This window comes from Enterobacter cloacae complex sp. P27C, assembly GCF_014895705.1.
Taxonomy (GTDB): Bacteria; Pseudomonadota; Gammaproteobacteria; order Enterobacterales; family Enterobacteriaceae; genus Enterobacter; species Enterobacter bugandensis.
This window is the reverse complement of the sequence record NZ_JADBQB010000009.1, coordinates 104641-121812: the sequence shown is the minus strand read 5'-3', so window position 1 is coordinate 121812 and position 17172 is coordinate 104641. Positions and strand designations below refer to the sequence as shown.

Annotated in this window: 14 protein-coding genes; 8 read left to right on the top strand and 6 right to left on the bottom strand. The window is 57.8% G+C overall.

Features of this window, described 5'->3' with window-relative positions; translation table 11 throughout:
* Nucleotides 1–112: 112 nt before the first annotated feature.
* Complete coding sequence (gene envZ, locus IM291_RS18440; protein WP_028014672.1) at nucleotides 113–1459, bottom strand: two-component system sensor histidine kinase EnvZ; 1347 nt, start codon at nucleotides 1457–1459, stop codon at nucleotides 113–115.
* Nucleotides 1456–2175 (bottom strand): two-component system response regulator OmpR, encoded by a 720-nt coding sequence (gene ompR, locus IM291_RS18435; protein ID WP_001157751.1) that lies wholly within the window; start codon nucleotides 2173–2175, stop codon nucleotides 1456–1458. Before ompR ends, envZ begins: the two co-directional genes overlap by 4 nt.
* 228 nt (nucleotides 2176–2403) lie before the next feature.
* Between ompR and greB the strand changes: the two genes are divergently transcribed.
* The 5 genes from greB to feoC all read left to right on the top strand — a co-directional run bounded on the left by greB (nucleotide 2404) and on the right by feoC (nucleotide 8398).
* On the top strand, nucleotides 2404–2877 hold the full coding sequence (gene greB, locus IM291_RS18430; RefSeq protein WP_014885539.1) for a transcription elongation factor GreB: 474 nt from the start codon (nucleotides 2404–2406) through the stop codon (nucleotides 2875–2877).
* An 86-nt stretch (nucleotides 2878–2963) separates the two neighbouring features.
* On the top strand, nucleotides 2964–5294 hold the full coding sequence (locus tag IM291_RS18425; protein WP_028014673.1) for a Tex family protein: 2331 nt from the start codon (nucleotides 2964–2966) through the stop codon (nucleotides 5292–5294).
* 278 nt (nucleotides 5295–5572) lie between these two features.
* Complete coding sequence (gene feoA / locus IM291_RS18420; protein WP_006177893.1) at nucleotides 5573–5800, top strand: ferrous iron transporter A; 228 nt, start codon at nucleotides 5573–5575, stop codon at nucleotides 5798–5800.
* A gap of 30 nt (nucleotides 5801–5830) precedes the next feature.
* Complete coding sequence (gene feoB, locus IM291_RS18415) at nucleotides 5831–8149, top strand: Fe(2+) transporter permease subunit FeoB (RefSeq protein ID WP_192987453.1); 2319 nt, start codon at nucleotides 5831–5833, stop codon at nucleotides 8147–8149.
* 12 nt (nucleotides 8150–8161) lie between these two features.
* Nucleotides 8162–8398, top strand: coding sequence for a [Fe-S]-dependent transcriptional repressor FeoC (gene feoC / locus IM291_RS18410; RefSeq protein WP_041911908.1), 237 nt, complete (start codon nucleotides 8162–8164; stop codon nucleotides 8396–8398).
* A 33-nt stretch (nucleotides 8399–8431) separates the two neighbouring features.
* On the opposite strand, the gene IM291_RS18405 is transcribed toward feoC, so the two are convergent.
* Nucleotides 8432–8701, bottom strand: coding sequence for a YdgH/BhsA/McbA-like domain containing protein (locus IM291_RS18405; RefSeq protein ID WP_045259364.1), 270 nt, complete (start codon nucleotides 8699–8701; stop codon nucleotides 8432–8434).
* A 111-nt stretch (nucleotides 8702–8812) separates the two neighbouring features.
* Entirely contained in the window at nucleotides 8813–9586 is a 774-nt protein-coding gene (gene bioH / locus IM291_RS18400; RefSeq protein WP_192971942.1) for a pimeloyl-ACP methyl ester esterase BioH, read from the bottom strand.
* A gap of 36 nt (nucleotides 9587–9622) precedes the next feature.
* Between bioH and gntX the strand changes: the two genes are divergently transcribed.
* The 3 genes from gntX (at nucleotide 9623) to gntT (ending at nucleotide 12565) form a co-directional block, all read left to right on the top strand.
* Complete coding sequence (gene gntX / locus IM291_RS18395; protein ID WP_192987452.1) at nucleotides 9623–10306, top strand: DNA utilization protein GntX; 684 nt, start codon at nucleotides 9623–9625, stop codon at nucleotides 10304–10306.
* 61 nt (nucleotides 10307–10367) lie between these two features.
* Nucleotides 10368–10943: a Fe-S biogenesis protein NfuA gene (nfuA, locus tag IM291_RS18390; RefSeq protein ID WP_003861601.1), complete on the top strand. Its 576-nt coding sequence runs from the start codon at nucleotides 10368–10370 to the stop codon at nucleotides 10941–10943.
* A gap of 305 nt (nucleotides 10944–11248) precedes the next feature.
* Entirely contained in the window at nucleotides 11249–12565 is a 1317-nt protein-coding gene (gene gntT / locus IM291_RS18385) for a gluconate transporter (protein WP_048960500.1), read from the top strand.
* A gap of 59 nt (nucleotides 12566–12624) precedes the next feature.
* Here the strand turns inward: gntT and malQ are convergent, their stop codons facing one another.
* Entirely contained in the window at nucleotides 12625–14706 is a 2082-nt protein-coding gene (gene malQ / locus IM291_RS18380; protein WP_069733638.1) for a 4-alpha-glucanotransferase, read from the bottom strand.
* Nucleotides 14707–14715: 9 nt separating this feature from the next.
* Complete coding sequence (gene malP, locus IM291_RS18375) at nucleotides 14716–17109, bottom strand: maltodextrin phosphorylase (RefSeq protein ID WP_192987451.1); 2394 nt, start codon at nucleotides 17107–17109, stop codon at nucleotides 14716–14718.
* Nucleotides 17110–17172 lie beyond the last annotated feature (63 nt).

Sequence of the window (17172 nt, the reverse complement as noted above, 5' to 3'; positions counted from 1 at the left end):
AAACGGGTTCTTATGCCTCAGTTGTAAGTGTCTACCATGTCCCCGAACAAGTGTTCACTTTGTCCCCGGACCGTACAGTGTGAAAGGGCCGGGGTGAGGGCATCAGACCGCACTATCCCTCTTTCACCTGCCCCCGCGTCACCGGAACCGGCAACCAGGCGCGAATGCTCAACCCGCCTCGCTCGCTGGTACCAATCTCCAGCAACCCATTATGGTTATCCACAATACGCTGCACAATCGCCAGGCCTAAGCCCGTACCGCTGGTGCTGCGCGCGCTATCGCCGCGTACAAATGGCTGGAACAGATGCTTACGCTGCTCGGGCTTAATGCCCGGGCCGTCGTCTTCCACCTGGAACCAAGCGCGGTTGAGTTCAGACCCGCTGCTAACCTTAATCCAGCCGTTACCGTAGCGCGCCGCGTTAACCACCATATTGGCCACCGCACGCTTAATGGAAAGCGGGTGCATACGAACCTGAATTTCACCGTCCTGAAGGTCAGTATCAATTTCACGCTCATAACCACTTTCTGCGGCCACCACTTCGCCCAGCACCGCGTTCAGATCGGCCATTTCCATCGGCATCTCCTGACCGGTGCGCAGGTAGTCGATGAACTGCTCGATGATGGCGTTACACTCTTCGATGTCCTTGTTAATAGACTCGGCGAGATAACCGTCCTCTTCACCCATCATCTCCGTCGCCAGACGAATACGCGTTAGCGGAGTGCGCAGGTCATGACTGACGCCGGCCATCAGCAGCGTACGGTCATCCGCCAGCTGCTTAACGCCTGCCGCCATATGATTAAACGCGCGCGTTACTGAACGCACTTCAGAGGCACCATATTCACGCAGTGGAGGAGGAATAATGCCTTTACCGACCTGCAGCGCCGCGTGCTCCAGGTCGACCAGCGGTCGGTTCTGGATACGGATAAACAGCCACGCGCCGCCTATCGCCAGCAGCATAATGGCAAGGGTGTAGCGGAACAGCGGCGAGAAATCGCCCTGATGGATTTCAGTCAGCGGAACGCGTACCCAGATATTGGGTGACAGCCAGGTTTTCAGCCAGACGACGGGCGAGCTTTTGTTGACCTCGACGCGCACTTCCGTCGGGCCACCCAGCTGCTGCGCCATCTGCTGGCTGAGGAATTCATAGTGCTGCGCCCAGCGCAGGCCAGCATCTTCCGCCGCTTCATTGGAGTAAAGCGAAATGCCCAGTTCACGGTAGATTTCACGGCGAAATGCCGGGGGAACAACCAGCTGCGTGCCGTCCTCCAGCTGCAGCTTATCGGTCATCAGCATACGCACTTCGTAGGCCAGGACCTTATTAAACTGCTGGAGGCTCGGCAGAATCGCAAAGTTCAACACCACCAGGTAGGTCGTCACCAGGCTGACGAACAGCAGGGTGACGATCAGTAAGAGGGTGCGGGCAAACGAGCTTCGCGGCGAGAAGCGCATTCGCCTCATGCTTTAGAGCCGTCCGGAACGAACACGTAGCCCAGACCCCATACGGTCTGAATATAACGAGGATGCGCCGGATCTTCTTCCACCATGCGGCGCAGGCGGGAGATCTGCACGTCGATGGAGCGTTCCATTGCGGAGTATTCGCGACCGCGCGCCAGGTTCATCAGCTTGTCGCGGGAAAGCGGCTCGCGCGGATGGCTGACCAGCGCTTTCAGTACGGCAAACTCGCCGCTGGTGAGCGGCATTGGCTCATCTTCACGGAACATCTCGCGCGTGCCGAGGTTCAGCTTGAACTTGCCGAAGGCAATGACGGCTTCTTCCTGGGACGGCGCGCCCGGCAGTTCATTCGCCTGACGGCGCAGCACGGCGCGAATACGCGCCAGCAGCTCGCGCGGGTTAAACGGTTTTGGAATGTAGTCGTCGGCGCCGATTTCGAGGCCTACGATACGGTCAACTTCTTCGCCCTTCGCCGTCACCATGATGATTGGCATCGGGTTGCTCTGGCTGCGCAGACGGCGGCAGATAGAAAGCCCGTCTTCACCCGGCAGCATCAGGTCGAGAACCATCAGATGGAAAGATTCGCGGGTCAGCAGACGGTCCATCTGCTCAGCGTTCGCGACGCTACGAACCTGGAAGCCCTGCTCGGTCAGATAACGCTCAAGCAGCGCGCGCAGGCGCATGTCGTCATCCACGACCAGAATTTTGTAGTTTTCTTGCATTGTGTGTACTCCCAAAGGTTCGGATAGTCTTTGTAACAGCGTATTCTAAAAAAGTGCACGTATTCGACCAGTTAATTCTGGTATAAATTCTAGTCGAAATTGTTACAAAGCATATTTAACAGCAGCTTATCTGTTCATTTCATCACATAAATCATTATTAATCCTGTCTGTTACACTGTGTGGTACGTATTGTGCGCAAAACAGAGAACCGGCAGCAAAGGCAGCACCATGAAAACGCCCCTGATCACCCGCGAAGGGTACGAAAAGCTCAAAAAAGAGATGGATTACCTGTGGCGCGAAGAGCGTCCTGAAGTAACCAAAAAGGTGACCTGGGCGGCAAGCCTGGGCGATCGCAGCGAAAATGCTGATTATCAGTACAACAAGAAGCGGCTGCGTGAAATTGACCGCCGGGTACGCTATCTGACGAAGTGTCTTGAGAATCTAAAAATCGTCGATTACTCCCCGCAGCAGGAGGGCAAAGTGTTCTTCGGCGCGTGGGTGGAGATTGAAAACGACGATGGTGACACGCTGCGTTTTCGCATCGTCGGTTACGATGAAATTTTTGGTCGTAAAGATTACATTTCTATCGACTCCCCGATGGCCCGCGCGCTGCTGAAAAAGGAAGTGGGCGATTTAGCCGTCGTTCAGACCCCAGCCGGTGAAGCCAGCTGGTACGTCAATGAGATCGTCTACGTAAAATAGTCCGAGAGCGCCCTCCCCGGCTGGCATTTTGCCGTGTCAGCCCGTATAACTATCCCCTGATTTTTGACCCACAAGATGATAAAGCCATGATGAAAGATTCGCTCTGCCGCATTATTGCGGGTGAACTTCAGGCCAGAGCCGAACAGGTAGAAGCTGCCGTTCGCCTGCTTGATGAAGGGAACACCGTGCCGTTTATTGCACGTTATCGTAAGGAAGTCACAGGCGGTCTGGATGACACGCAGCTGCGTAACCTGGAGACCCGCCTGGGCTATCTGCGCGAGCTGGAAGAACGTCGTCAGGCGATCCTCAAATCCATCGGCGAACAGGGCAAGCTGACCAGCGAGCTGGAAAGCGCCATTAACGGCACCCTGAGCAAAACCGAACTCGAAGATCTCTATCTGCCGTACAAACCGAAGCGCCGTACCCGCGGGCAGATTGCGATTGAGGCGGGCCTTGAGCCGCTGGCAGAGCTGCTGTGGAATGAGCCATCTCACGACCCGGAAACCGAAGCGGCGAAATTCGTCGACGCCGACAAAGGTGTCGCTGACACCAAGGCCGCTCTGGACGGCGCGCGCTACATCCTGATGGAGCGCTTCGCGGAAGACGCCGCCCTGCTGGCCAAAGTGCGTGATTATCTGTGGAAGAACGCGCATATCGTCTCTACCGTCGTCGCGGGCAAAGAGGAAGAAGGCGCGAAGTTCCGCGACTACTTCGATCACCACGAACCGATTTCGACCACCCCGTCTCACCGCGCGCTGGCGATGTTCCGCGGCCGCAACGAAGGCGTGCTCCAACTCTCCCTGAACGCCGACCCGCAATTTGACGAGCCGCCGAAAGAGAGCCACTGCGAGCAGATTATCATCGACCATCTCGGCCTGCGCCTGAACAACGCCCCGGCGGACAGCTGGCGCAAAGGCGTGGTGAGCTGGACCTGGCGCATCAAGGTGCTGATGCACCTGGAAACCGAGCTGATGGGCACCGTGCGCGAGCGCGCGGAAGACGAAGCGATCAACGTCTTCGCCCGTAACCTGCATGACCTGCTGATGGCCGCTCCTGCGGGCCTGCGCGCCACCATGGGGCTCGATCCGGGCCTGCGTACCGGCGTGAAGGTGGCGGTCGTTGACGGCACCGGCAAGCTGGTCGCCACCGATACCATATACCCGCACACCGGCCAGGCAGCGAAAGCCGCCGTCGTGGTGGCGGCGCTGTGCGAGAAGTACAACGTGGAGCTGGTTGCCATCGGTAACGGCACCGCATCACGCGAAACCGAGCGTTTCTACCTCGACGTGCAAAAGCAGTTCCCGAAAGTGACGGCACAGAAAGTGATCGTCAGCGAAGCGGGCGCATCGGTCTATTCCGCCTCTGAGCTGGCGGCGCAGGAATTCCCTGACCTGGACGTTTCCCTGCGCGGCGCGGTCTCCATCGCCCGTCGTCTGCAGGATCCGCTGGCGGAGCTGGTGAAGATCGATCCGAAATCCATCGGCGTGGGCCAGTATCAGCACGACGTGAGCCAGACGCAGCTGGCGCGCAAGCTGGACGCGGTCGTGGAAGACTGCGTAAACGCCGTCGGCGTGGACCTGAACACCGCCTCCGTTCCCCTGCTGACCCGCGTGGCGGGCTTAACCCGCATGATGGCGCAAAACATCGTCGCCTGGCGCGATGAGAACGGCCAGTTCCAGAACCGTCAGCAGCTGCTGAAAGTGAGCCGCCTGGGGCCGAAAGCGTTTGAGCAGTGCGCGGGCTTCCTGCGCATCAACCACGGCGATAACCCTCTGGATGCCTCTACCGTTCACCCGGAAGCGTACCCTGTTGTTGAGCGCATCCTGGCCGCCACCCAGCAGGCGCTGAAGGATCTCATGGGCGACAGCAGCGCTCTGCGTAACCTGAAAGCCGTTGATTTCACCGACGACAAATTTGGTGTACCAACCGTCACCGATATCATCAAAGAGCTGGAAAAACCGGGCCGCGATCCGCGTCCTGAGTTCAAAACGGCGACCTTTGCTGACGGCATCGAGACCATGAACGATCTCCTGCCGGGCATGGTGCTGGAAGGCGCGGTGACCAACGTCACCAACTTCGGCGCGTTTGTGGATATCGGCGTGCACCAGGACGGTCTGGTGCATATCTCTTCCCTTGCCGACAAGTTCGTTGAAGACCCGCACACCGTGGTCAAAGCGGGCGACATCGTGAAGGTGAAAGTGCTGGAGGTGGATCTGCAGCGCAAGCGTATCGCCCTGACCATGCGTCTGGATGAGCAGCCGGGCGACACCAGCGCGCGCCGTGGCGGCAACGGCGGAGGCCGCGAGCAGCAGCGTCCGGCCACGAAAGCCACAAAACCGCGCGGGCGTGACGCGCAGCCTGCGGGCAACAGCGCGATGATGGACGCGCTGGCGGCGGCGATGGGTAAGAAACGCTAAGGTAACCCCCCCTCTCCCCAAAAGGGAGAGGGGAATAAAATCCTCTCGAAATATATGAAACCGATTGCACACCCATATTTAAACCGCTATTTATCACTCCATTAACAAATACGCTTTTTATTCCTTCCCGGGTAATTCTGCAAATATTGAGCAAGGTCAATCAGACCGCAAATTAATACGATTAACAACATCCCGTCACATTTTTATTATTGCTGATAAAAACTATTCTCATTATCATCGCAGTGTAGATTATTTAACCTCTCGTGGAATCAGGCATTATGCAATTCACTCCAGACAGTGCATGGAAAATTACCGGTTTTACCCGCGAAATTAGCCCGGCCTATCGGCAGAAGCTGCTGTCACTTGGCATGCTGCCCGGCTCATCATTCCAGGTCGTGCGTGTGGCGCCGTTGGGCGATCCTGTTCATATCGAAACCCGGCGCGTAAATCTGGTTCTGCGCAAAAAAGACCTCGCATTAATTGAAGTTGAATCTTTATCCCGTTAACAAGCCAGCGGTTTCGGTGGGTCTAATACAATGAAAAAATTAACTATTGGCTTAATTGGCAATCCTAATTCCGGCAAGACAACCTTATTTAATCAGTTAACCGGCGCGCGCCAGCGCGTGGGAAATTGGGCAGGCGTAACGGTTGAACGTAAAGAAGGCCAGTTCGCGACAACGGACAATCAGGTCACCCTGGTTGACCTTCCCGGCACCTACTCCTTAACCACGATTTCATCCCAGACTTCGCTCGATGAGCAAATTGCCTGCCACTACATTCTTGGCGGCGACGCGGATCTGCTGATCAACGTGGTCGACGCTTCGAACCTCGAGCGAAACCTTTACCTGACGCTACAGCTGCTGGAGCTGGGGATCCCCTGCATCGTGGCGCTCAACATGCTCGACATTGCGGAAAAACAAAAGCTGCGCATCGACGTCGATGCGCTCTCCGCGCGCCTGGGCTGTCCGGTGGTTCCGCTGGTCTCGACCCGCGCTCGCGGTATCGACGCCCTTAAGCTGGCGATTGACCGCCACGCGGGAAACCGCGACGTTGAGCTGGTGCACTACGCCCAGCCGCTGCTGCGCGAAGCCGAACTGCTGGCGCAGGAGATGGACAGCAGCATGCCTGCAAAACAGCGCCTGTGGCTCGGCCTGCAGATGCTGGAAGGGGATATCTACAGCCGCGCCTATGCCGGACATGCGGCGGATAAGCTGGACGTGGCCCTCGCCCGTCTCAGCGACGAGCTGGACGATCCGGCGCTGCACATCGCCGATGCGCGTTATCAGGCCATTGCGTCAATTTGCGACGTGGTCAGCAACGCCCTTACCGCAGAGCCCAGCCGCTTCACGGCGGCGGTGGATAAGATTGTGCTCAACCGCTTCCTCGGCTTACCCATCTTCCTGCTGGTGATGTACGTGATGTTCCTGCTCGCGATTAACATCGGTGGCGCGCTGCAGCCGATTTTTGACGCCGGTTCTGTCGCGGTCTTCGTACACGGTATTCAGTGGGTAGGTTACACCCTGCACTTCCCGGAATGGCTGACCATCTTCCTTGCCCAGGGGATTGGCGGCGGTATCAACACCGTACTGCCGCTGGTACCGCAGATCGGCATGATGTATCTGTTCCTCTCGTTCCTCGAAGATTCCGGCTACATGGCGCGCGCCGCCTTCGTGATGGACCGCCTGATGCAGGCGCTGGGGCTGCCGGGCAAATCGTTCGTCCCGCTGATCGTCGGCTTCGGCTGTAACGTGCCGTCGGTAATGGGCGCGCGCACCCTGGATGCACCGCGTGAACGCCTGATGACCATTATGATGGCGCCGTTTATGTCCTGCGGTGCCCGACTGGCGATCTTTGCGGTCTTCGCGGCAGCCTTTTTTGGCCAGCAGGGCGCGCTGGCGGTCTTCTCGCTGTACGTGCTGGGCATCGTGATGGCGATCCTGACCGGCTTAATGCTCAAGCACACCATCATGCGCGGTGAAGCGTCACCGTTTGTAATGGAGCTTCCGGTCTATCACGTCCCGCATCTGAAAAGCCTGGCGATCCAGACCTGGCAGCGCCTGAAAGGCTTTGTGCTGCGCGCCGGTAAGGTGATTGTTATTGTCAGTATTTTCCTGAGCGCGCTGAACAGCTTCACCCTCACCGGTCAGGCGGCAGATAACATCAACGACTCTGCCCTCGCCTCCGTCAGCCGCGTCATCACGCCGGTCTTCAAACCGATTGGCGTACAGGAGGATAACTGGCAGGCGACCGTGGGCCTGTTCACCGGTGCGATGGCGAAAGAGGTGGTCGTCGGGACCCTGAACACGCTCTACACCGCAGAGAACATTCAGGAGCAGGAATTTAACCCGGCGGAGTTTCACCTCGGTGACGAACTGCTGGGTGCCGTAGAGGAGACCTGGCAGAGCCTGAAAGACACCTTCAGCCTGAGCGTGCTGGCTAACCCGATTGAGGCCAGCAAAGGCGACGGCGAAATGGCGACCGGTGCCATGGGCGTGATGGGCGAGAAGTTTGGCAGCGCGTCCGCAGCCTACAGCTACCTGATCTTCGTTCTGCTCTATATTCCGTGCATCTCGGTGATGGGGGCGATTGCCCGTGAGTCCAGCCGCGGCTGGATGGGCTTCTCCATTCTGTGGGGGCTGAATATCGCCTACTCGCTGGCGACGCTGTTTTACCAGACCGTTAACTTCAGCCAGCATCCGCGCTACAGCCTGGTCAGCATCCTGGCGGTCATCCTGTTTAACGTGATTGTGATTGGCCTGCTGCGCCGGGCGCGAAGCCGCGTTGATATCAACCTGCTGGCGACGCGTAAAACCCCGGCCACCTGCTGCAACAGCCCGGCTGGCGACTGTCACTAAGGGGAAAAACAGATGGCATCGTTGATTCAGGTTCGTGACTTACTGGCATTGCAGGGACGCATGGAGGCAAAACAGCTCAGCCTTAGCCTGCATACGCCGCAGCCGATGATCGATGCCATGCTGGAGCGTCTGGAAGCCATGGGTAAAGCCGTGCGGATTCAGGAAGAAGCAGAGGGTTGCCTCTCCGGCAGTTGTAAAAGCTGTCCGGAAGGAAAGGCCTGTCTCAGGGAGTGGTGGGCACTGCGCTAATAAAGCCGGGCATTGGTGCCCGGCTTTATCGTATTACTTATAGACGTCCGCAGTAGCGCGTACGTTTTTGGTATATTTCTCAGCGCTGGTAATCACGTAGTAAGTGCCGCCAAGCTCATCCGCTTTCTTAGACAGCTCACGTTTCGCGTCCATCGGCGCAGTGGTGTCAGACGTAGAAATCTCACCAATTTTCGTCAGATTCATCCCGGCAACCTTATCTTTTTCCAGCTCTTTTGCCGCAAAGGCGCCAAATGACAATGACCCAATAACCAGAGAAGTGACAATACCCGTAACAAGTTTCATAGCCTGACTCTCCATAGGATTGTTGTTTTGATTATCGTAGGCAAAACAACCGCAACGACATCTGGAGTATGGTTGCGGTGTGTAACTTTTTCCAGGCAGGATAGAAAATAATCAGTCTAAACGTTGACTTAACACAACCAACGCTGAACAAAATTCCGTCGGATGAGAGATAAACGGCGCATGCGCGGCTTTTGCTATGACCTGTGATTCGCTTTCCGGCCAGAGGGAATCCAGAAGTGGGACCACTTTGCGCGGCACCAGCCCGTCGAGATAGCCATAGATGCGCAGGTGCGGCATGCTCAGCCCGGCCAGCGGCTCGCGCAGATCGGCCGTTTTCAGGATCTCAAGACCGCCGTTAAGCACCTCGACGTCCGGCATCGGCAGGGAGAGCACCACCTGCTTTAACGCTCTGGCATCCTGACGCGCGGTTTCGGTGCCCATCGTCTGCAAGGCGAGGAATCGCTCGACGGTCCGCTGGAAATCGTCGCTCAGCTGCTGCTGGAAGCCCGCCAGAACGTCAGGTTTGATGCCGGGCCACGCCTCTTGCGCGCTAAAGCATGGCGACGAGGCCACGGTGACCAGCGCCCTAACGCGCTCGGGCCAGGAGAGCGCAATCTGGCTTGCCACCAGCCCGCCCAGACTCCAGCCCAGCCAGATGGCATTTTGCGGCGCGGCGTCTACAACGTGCTGCGCCATTTGATCAAGCGACATCGCGCCAAAGCCACGGCTGCGACCATAGCCCGGCAGATCAACCAGATGTAACGTAAATTGCGAGGCAAGTTCCTCGCTTATGCAATGCCACACTTCCGCATTCAGGCCCCATCCGTGCAGCAGCACAAGATGGCAATTTCCTGTCCCTACGGTCTGCCACCACAGCGTCTTCATCAGTTACTGTTCTCTTTTTTCACATGGAGGTTGCACATGCTAACAGTGCCTGGCTTGTGCTGGCTATGCAAAATGCCGCTTGCCCTCAGCGGGTGGGGCGTCTGTTCCGTCTGCACGCGTTCGCTGGAAAGGCGTATCACAACCTGCCCGCAATGTGGTTTACCGGCGGCGAACCGCGATTTGCCCTGCGGCCGTTGCCTGAAAAAATCCCCGCCGTGGAGCGCGCTGGTGACCGTGGATGATTATGTTCCGCCGCTGAGCGGGCTTATTCACGCCCTGAAGTTTTCCGGCCAGAGTTCGCTGGCGCAGCCCCTTGCCCGCCTGCTTTTGCTGGCCGTTTTACAGGCGCGACGAACCCGCGCTTTGCCGAAAATCGACATGGTGGTGAATGTCCCCTTATACCGACGCCGACACTGGCGGCGCGGCTATAATCAAAGCGACCTGCTCTGCCGCCCGCTCGCCCGGTGGCTGGGTTGTCGCTACGATGCCAGCGCGCTTACCCGCGTTCATGCCACCGCCATCCAGCATCAGCTCAACGCCCGGCTTCGCAAAAGGAACCTGAAAAACGCCTTTCGCCTTGAATTGCCGGTCCACGGCCTCCATATCGCCATCGTAGATGACGTCGTCACCACAGGCAGTACCGTTGCTGAACTTTCCCGACTGCTTTTGCAAAGCGGCGCCGCGTCGGTTCAGGTATGGTGTCTGTGCCGTACCTTGTAGCCCTTCTCCAATGGGCGTATGATTATACCCAGGTAATTTAGTCAACTATTAGGCCAAAGCTATGATCCGTATTTCCGATTCTGCACAAGCGCACTTTGCCAAACTGCTGGCAAATCAGGAAGAAGGGACGCAGATCCGCGTGTTTGTGATCAATCCAGGCACTCCGAATGCAGAATGTGGTGTCTCTTATTGTCCTCCGGACGCTGTGGAAGCAACTGACACTGCCCTTAAATTTGAACAGCTCACCGCTTACGTCGATGAACTGAGCGCGCCGTATCTTGAAGATGCGGAAATCGACTTTGTCACCGACCAGCTGGGTTCTCAGCTGACCCTGAAAGCGCCAAACGCCAAAATGCGTAAAGTCTCTGATGATGCGCCGCTGATGGAGCGCGTTGAGTATCTGCTGCAGTCCCAGATCAACCCACAACTGGCCGGCCACGGTGGTCGCGTTTCCCTGATGGAAATCACGGAAGACGGCCTGGCGATCCTGCAGTTCGGCGGCGGCTGTAACGGTTGCTCCATGGTCGACGTGACCCTGAAAGAAGGGATCGAGAAGCAGCTGCTGAACGAATTCCCGGAACTGAAAGGCGTGCGCGACCTGACAGAGCACCAGCGCGGCGAGCACTCTTACTACTAATTCAGTACCCATCTGTATTGCCCGGTGGCGCTGCGCTTACCGGGCCTGACTCCCTTGCCTTCCCCTCTATATGTTGACCTGCGTCTCATAATTCAAATTTTGCCTCACCGGGTGATTCTCAACCACGACATGTTACCCGTATCATTCTCGTGGGCACTCAACACCCTTATAACAGCCGACTAAACTTAACTGTTTCGCAGGCATCAGTATGAGTGCCGTTAACCACTCTGTTCCCAGTTGGGACAACCGGAATTTGTCGTTGAAACAATGACGTTACCCATAACAATTCAAAGGCCAGGTAAATCATGCCATTAGTCATCGTTGCTATCGGTGTTGTGTTATTACTGCTCTTGATGATCCGCTTCAAAATGAACGGATTTATCGCTCTGGTTCTGGTGGCACTTGCAGTCGGTCTGATGCAGGGGATGCCGCTGGTTAAAGTTATCAGCTCTATCAAAGCCGGTGTCGGCGGCACGCTCGGCAGCCTGGCGCTGATCATGGGCTTCGGCGCCATGCTCGGTAAAATGCTGGCGGACTGCGGGGGCGCGCAGCGTATTGCCACCACCCTGATTGCCAAATTCGGTAAACAGCACATCCAGTGGGCGGTGGTGTTAACCGGTTTTACCGTCGGTTTCGCGCTGTTCTATGAAGTGGGCTTCGTGCTGATGCTGCCGTTGGTGTTCACCATCGCCGCCGCGGCCAACATTCCGCTGCTGTTCGTGGGTGTGCCAATGGCTGCTGCGCTGTCCGTGACCCACGGCTTCCTGCCACCGCACCCGGGTCCAACCGCCATCGCCACCATCTTCCACGCCGATATGGGTAAAACCCTGCTGTTCGGTACGATTCTGGCGATCCCGACCGTAATTCTGGCAGGCCCGGTGTATGCCCGTTTCCTGAAAGGCATTGATAAGCCTATTCCGGAAGGTCTGTACAGCGCCAAAACCTTCACTGAAGAAGAGATGCCAGGCTTTGGCGTCAGCGTCTGGACCTCGCTGGTACCGGTGATCCTGATGGCAATGCGCGCCGTGGCGGAGATGATCCTGCCGAAAGGCCACGCTTTCCTGGCCGTTGCCGAGTTCCTCGGCGACCCGGTGATGGCAACGCTGATTGCGGTATTGATTGCGATGTTCACCTTCGGCCTGAACCGTGGCCGCTCCATGGATCAGATCAACGACACGCTGACCTCGTCCATCAAAATCATTGCCATGATGCTGCTGATTATCGGCGGTGGCGGTGCGTTCAAGCAGGTGCTGGTCGACAGCGGCGTGGACAAATACATCGCTTCCATGATGCATGAAACCAATATCTCTCCAATCCTGATGGCGTGGTCTATTGCTGCCGTGCTGCGTATCGCGCTGGGTTCTGCAACCGTTGCGGCGATTACAGCGGGCGGTATCGTTGCGCCGCTGATTGCTACCACGGGCGTCAGCCCTGAGCTGATGGTTATTGCGGTAGGCTCCGGCAGCGTGATTTTCTCTCACGTGAACGATCCGGGCTTCTGGCTGTTCAAGGAGTACTTCAACCTGACCATCGGTGAAACCATCAAGTCCTGGTCAATGCTGGAAACCATTATTTCGGTCTGCGGCCTGGTAGGGTGTCTGCTGTTGAATATGGCTCTCTGACTCTCCTGCTCGATCGGTTCCCTCTCCCCTTTGGGGAGAGGGCTAGGGTGAGGGGCAAATTACGACTTCTTACCCACCGCCCTTCTGCGCTTATCCAAATCTTTAATCAGCCTGTTCACCCCGTCATCGGCAAACATCGTCTCAAGCGTTGTGGACAGCTTGCGGCGCCAGTTCTTGTACTGATAGCTGGTGCCCGGAACGTTCACCGGCTCCGCCATATCAATCCAGTCTTCCGGCTGCAGGCCGAGCAAAGCGCTGTTGCTGTCGGCAATATAGCGTTGCAGGCCACGGTTGAGTGTTGGGGTCATTGCCATCAGCGACGCCTTATGTCCGGCACGCTTCGGCAGACAGCCATGCTTGTGCAGCGCATCCAGCAGCCCCTGCTTCGCCAGCTCGCGGTCCTGATACAGCCCGCGCAGAACCTCTTCATCTGGATAGAGGCCCAGCGTTTTGCCGAGGGTCAGATCGCCGCTTTCCCAGTAGCCTCTGAGCGTAGGAAGATCATGCGTCGTCGCGACTGCCATTGACTGTTCAGGGTACGCTTTCGGCGCGCGGAAGGTTTTCTCATGGTCGTTTTCAAAATAGAGCACTTTGTAGGAATAAACCCCGCTGTCGCGGAGCTTGCTGACAATTTCCACCGGTACGGTACCGAGATCTTCACCGATCACCATGCACTGATGACGTTTACTCTCCAGGGCCAGGATCGACAGCAGATCGTCCACCGGATACTGCACGTACGCCCCGTGATCGGCCGTTTCACCGTACGGGATCCACCACAGGCGCAGCACGGACATCACGTGGTCAATGCGCAGCGCCCCGCAGTTCTGCATGTTCGCGCGCAGCAGGTCGATAAACGGCTCGTAGGCGCGCGCCGCCATCACGTGCGGATCCATCGGCGGCAGGCCCCAGTTCTGACCGAGCGGGCCGAGGATATCCGGCGGCGCGCCGACGGATGCTTTCAGGCAGTAAAGCTCACGGTCACACCAGGTTTCCGCGCCGCCTTCCGCCACGCCCACGGCCAGATCGCGATACAGGCCGATCGGCATCTTATAGCCCTGGCTCACCTGCCAGCAGGCGGCAAACTGGCTGTACGCCAGCCACTGCAGCCACAGGTAGAAGTCCACCTCGTCGGCATGATTTTTACAGAAGGCTTTGACTTCAGGGGTATCCACGGTCTGATACGCTTCCGGCCAGACCGGCCAGCCCCAGCGCATTTCGTCCTCTTTCACCTGATACGCGTGCAGCGCATCAAATGCCGCCTGCCAGTAAAGGCTTTCACCTTCCTGCATCACGAACTGGCGGAAGGCCGCCATCTGCTCGTCGTCGCGCTTCGCAAAGCCTTTCCACGCCAGGCGCAGAGCCGCCATTTTCAGCGCGGTCACGGAGGCATAATCTACCCAGTCCGCATCGCGGGCCTGCTTCAGCAGCTGCTGGGTGGTCTCAAGCTTCCACCACGCCTGTGCCTCTTTGCTGTTTTTGAAATCGTCTAACGCGTTAACGTCGATGTAAATCACGTTTAGCCAGCGTCGGGAAGACGGGCTGTACGGGCTGGCGCTCTCCGGGTTGGCCGGATAGAGAGCGTGGATCGGGTTGAGGCCAATAAACGCGCCGCCGCGCTCACCAACAGATGCCAGCATCTTTTTCAGATCGCCAAAATCGCCGATCCCCCAGTTGCTGTCGGAACGCAGCGTATAGAGCTGCACGCAGGCGCCCCACAGCTTTTTGCCTTCGAGCAGCGCCTGCGGCTCATAGCAGCGTTTTGGCGCGACGATCACCCGGCAGTGAAAACGCTGTTCGTCCTGGGTGAGCGTCAGGCTGTGATAGCCCTCCGGCAGCTTTGCCGGAAGGTTTAACGTTTTGCCGCCGGTGGCGTGGCCTTTATGCTGATGCCCCTCTTCGGTGGTGAGCAGCCAGCTATACTCGCCGCGCCCCTCCACCGCCAGCGGCATCTTTTTGCCTGCGGTAAAGACCTTCACGTTTGGCACCGGAGCAGCCGACGCGTTCGCGTCGGTTTTGTGCATGGCATCCAGCAAACGTCTTTTGGTGTCCGCACCAATAGACTGCGGTTTGCCGTGCGCATTGATGTAACTGAGGCTAATTCCCGCCGCCTGCGCGGCACTGTCCAGACGTTTACTCTCCATCGCGCTTCCTTAGCGTTTTGCCTGCCAGATACGGGCCTGATAATCACGGATTGAGCGGTCAGAGCTGAACATGCCGCAGCGCGCGGTGTTCAGAATGCACGCCCGGGTCCACGCCTCCTGGTCGCGGTACAGCACGTCGACCTGTTTCTGCGCTTCAACGTAGGCCGTGAAGTCCGCCATCACCAGGTACGGGTCGCCGCCGTGTTTGTCCATGCTGTGCAGCATCTGGTCAAACGCGTGCTTGTCGCCATCGCTGTATTTGCCGCTTTCCAGCTCCTTCAACACCGCATCCAGCACTTTGTCTTTTTTACGCCATTTCACCGGGTCGTAGCCTTTGGCCTTGATGGCTTTCACTTCTTCAACAGTATGGCCGAAGATAAAGATGTTCTCTTCACCGACCTTCTCGGCGATTTCGACGTTCGCACCGTCCAGCGTGCCGACGGTCAGCGCGCCGTTGAGCGCCAGCTTCATGTTGCCGGTACCGGACGCTTCTTTCCCTGCGGTCGAGATCTGCTCGGAGATATCCGCCGCCGGGATCAGCATTTCCGCCGCCGAGACGCAGTAATCCGGCAGGAACACGACCTTCAGCTTGTCGCCCACTTTCGGATCGCTGTTGATCGCCGCCGCCACTTTATTGATGGCGAGGATAATGTTTTTCGCCAGGTAGTAGCCCGGCGCCGCCTTCGCACCGAACAGGAACACGCGCGGCACGCGGTCGGCCTGCGGGTTCTCGCGGATCTCTTTGTACAGCGCCAGAATGTGCAGCAGGTTCAGGTGCTGACGCTTGTACTCGTGCAGGCGTTTGATCTGGATATCGAAAATCGCGTTCGGGTTGATCTCAATCCCGGTACGCATTTTCACAAACTCCGCCAGGCGAACCTTGTTCTCCAGCTTGATCGCGCGGTACTGCTCGCGGAATTTCGCATCGTCGGCGTATTTTTCCAGGTTAATCAGCTGGTCCAGATCGTTGGCCCACTCTTTCTTCAGGGTCTTATCCAGCAGGCCGGCCAGCAGCGGATTGCACTGCTTGATCCAGCGACGCGGCGTGATGCCGTTGGTCACGTTATGGAACTTGGTCGGCCACAGCTGGTGATATTCCGGGAATAGATCTTTCACCACCAGATCGGAGTGCAGCGCCGCCACGCCGTTAACGGCAAAGCCGCTCACCACGCACATGTTCGCCATACGCACCTGTTTGTCGTGCACCACCGCCAGCTTCGCCCAGACGGCTTTGTCGGCCGGCCAGGTTTTCTCCACCAGCGTTTTGAACTGGTCGTTAATCTTGTTGATGATCTGCATGTGGCGCGGCAGCAGCGTTTTCACCAGCTTCTCATCCCAGCACTCCAGCGCTTCCGGCATCAGGGTATGGTTGGTATAGGCGAAGGTGCGGCTGGTGATGGCCCAGGCGTCGTCCCAGCTCAGCTGATGCTCGTCAATCAGCACGCGCAGCAGTTCCGGGATGGCAATAGTCGGGTGCGTATCGTTAAGCTGAATGACTTCGAAGTCCGCCAGCTGCGCCAGCTTGCGGCCCGCCAGGTGATGGCGACGCAGAATGTCCGCCACGGAGCAGGCGCACTGGAAGTACTGCTGCATCAGGCGCAGCTTTTTACCGGCCAGGTGGTTGTCGTTCGGGTAGAGGACTTTGGTCAGCTTCTCGGCGTCGATGCCCTGCTGCTCGGCGCGCAGGAAATCGCCGTCGTTGAATTTGGTCAGGTTGAACGGATGCGCGTGCTTCGCCTGCCACAGGCGCAGCGGCTGCGCCACGCCGTTACGGTAGCCGAGCACCGGCAGATCCCAGGCTTCACCGGTAATAGTGAACGCCGGTTCCCAGAGCCCCTGCTTCGTCACTTTCCCGCCGATGCCGACCTGCACGTCCAGCTGCGCGTTGTGGCGGAACCACGGGTAGGTATTGCGATGCCAGTCGTCCGGCGCTTCCATCTGGTGGCCGTCGGCAAACGACTGACGGAACAGGCCGTACTGGTAGTTCAGGCCATAGCCAATCGCCGACTGGCCGACCGTTGCCATAGAGTCAAGGAAACAGGCCGCCAGACGCCCCAGTCCGCCGTTGCCCAGCGCCGGGTCGATCTCTTCTTCCAGCAGGTCGGTCAGGTTAATGTCGTGCTCTTTCAGCACATCACCCACCTCCTGATACCAGCCGAGGTTCAGCAGATTGTTGCCGGTCAGGCGGCCAATCAGGAACTCCATCGAGATATAGTTAACGTGACGCTGGCCTTTGACGGGCTTCGCCACGGGCTGAGCATCCAGCTGCTCTGCGAGCGCCCCGCTCACCGCCTGCCACCACTGGTGAGGCGTCATCTCGTTTGCAGCATGAAGGCCAAAACGCTGCCACTGACGCGTCAGGGCAGCCTGGAATTGAGCTTTGTTGAAGGTAGGCTGTGACATAGGGGATCGGCATCCTTTAGAAAGAAAACACAAGTTGGCGCTAGTGTGCCTAGCTCATTTCAC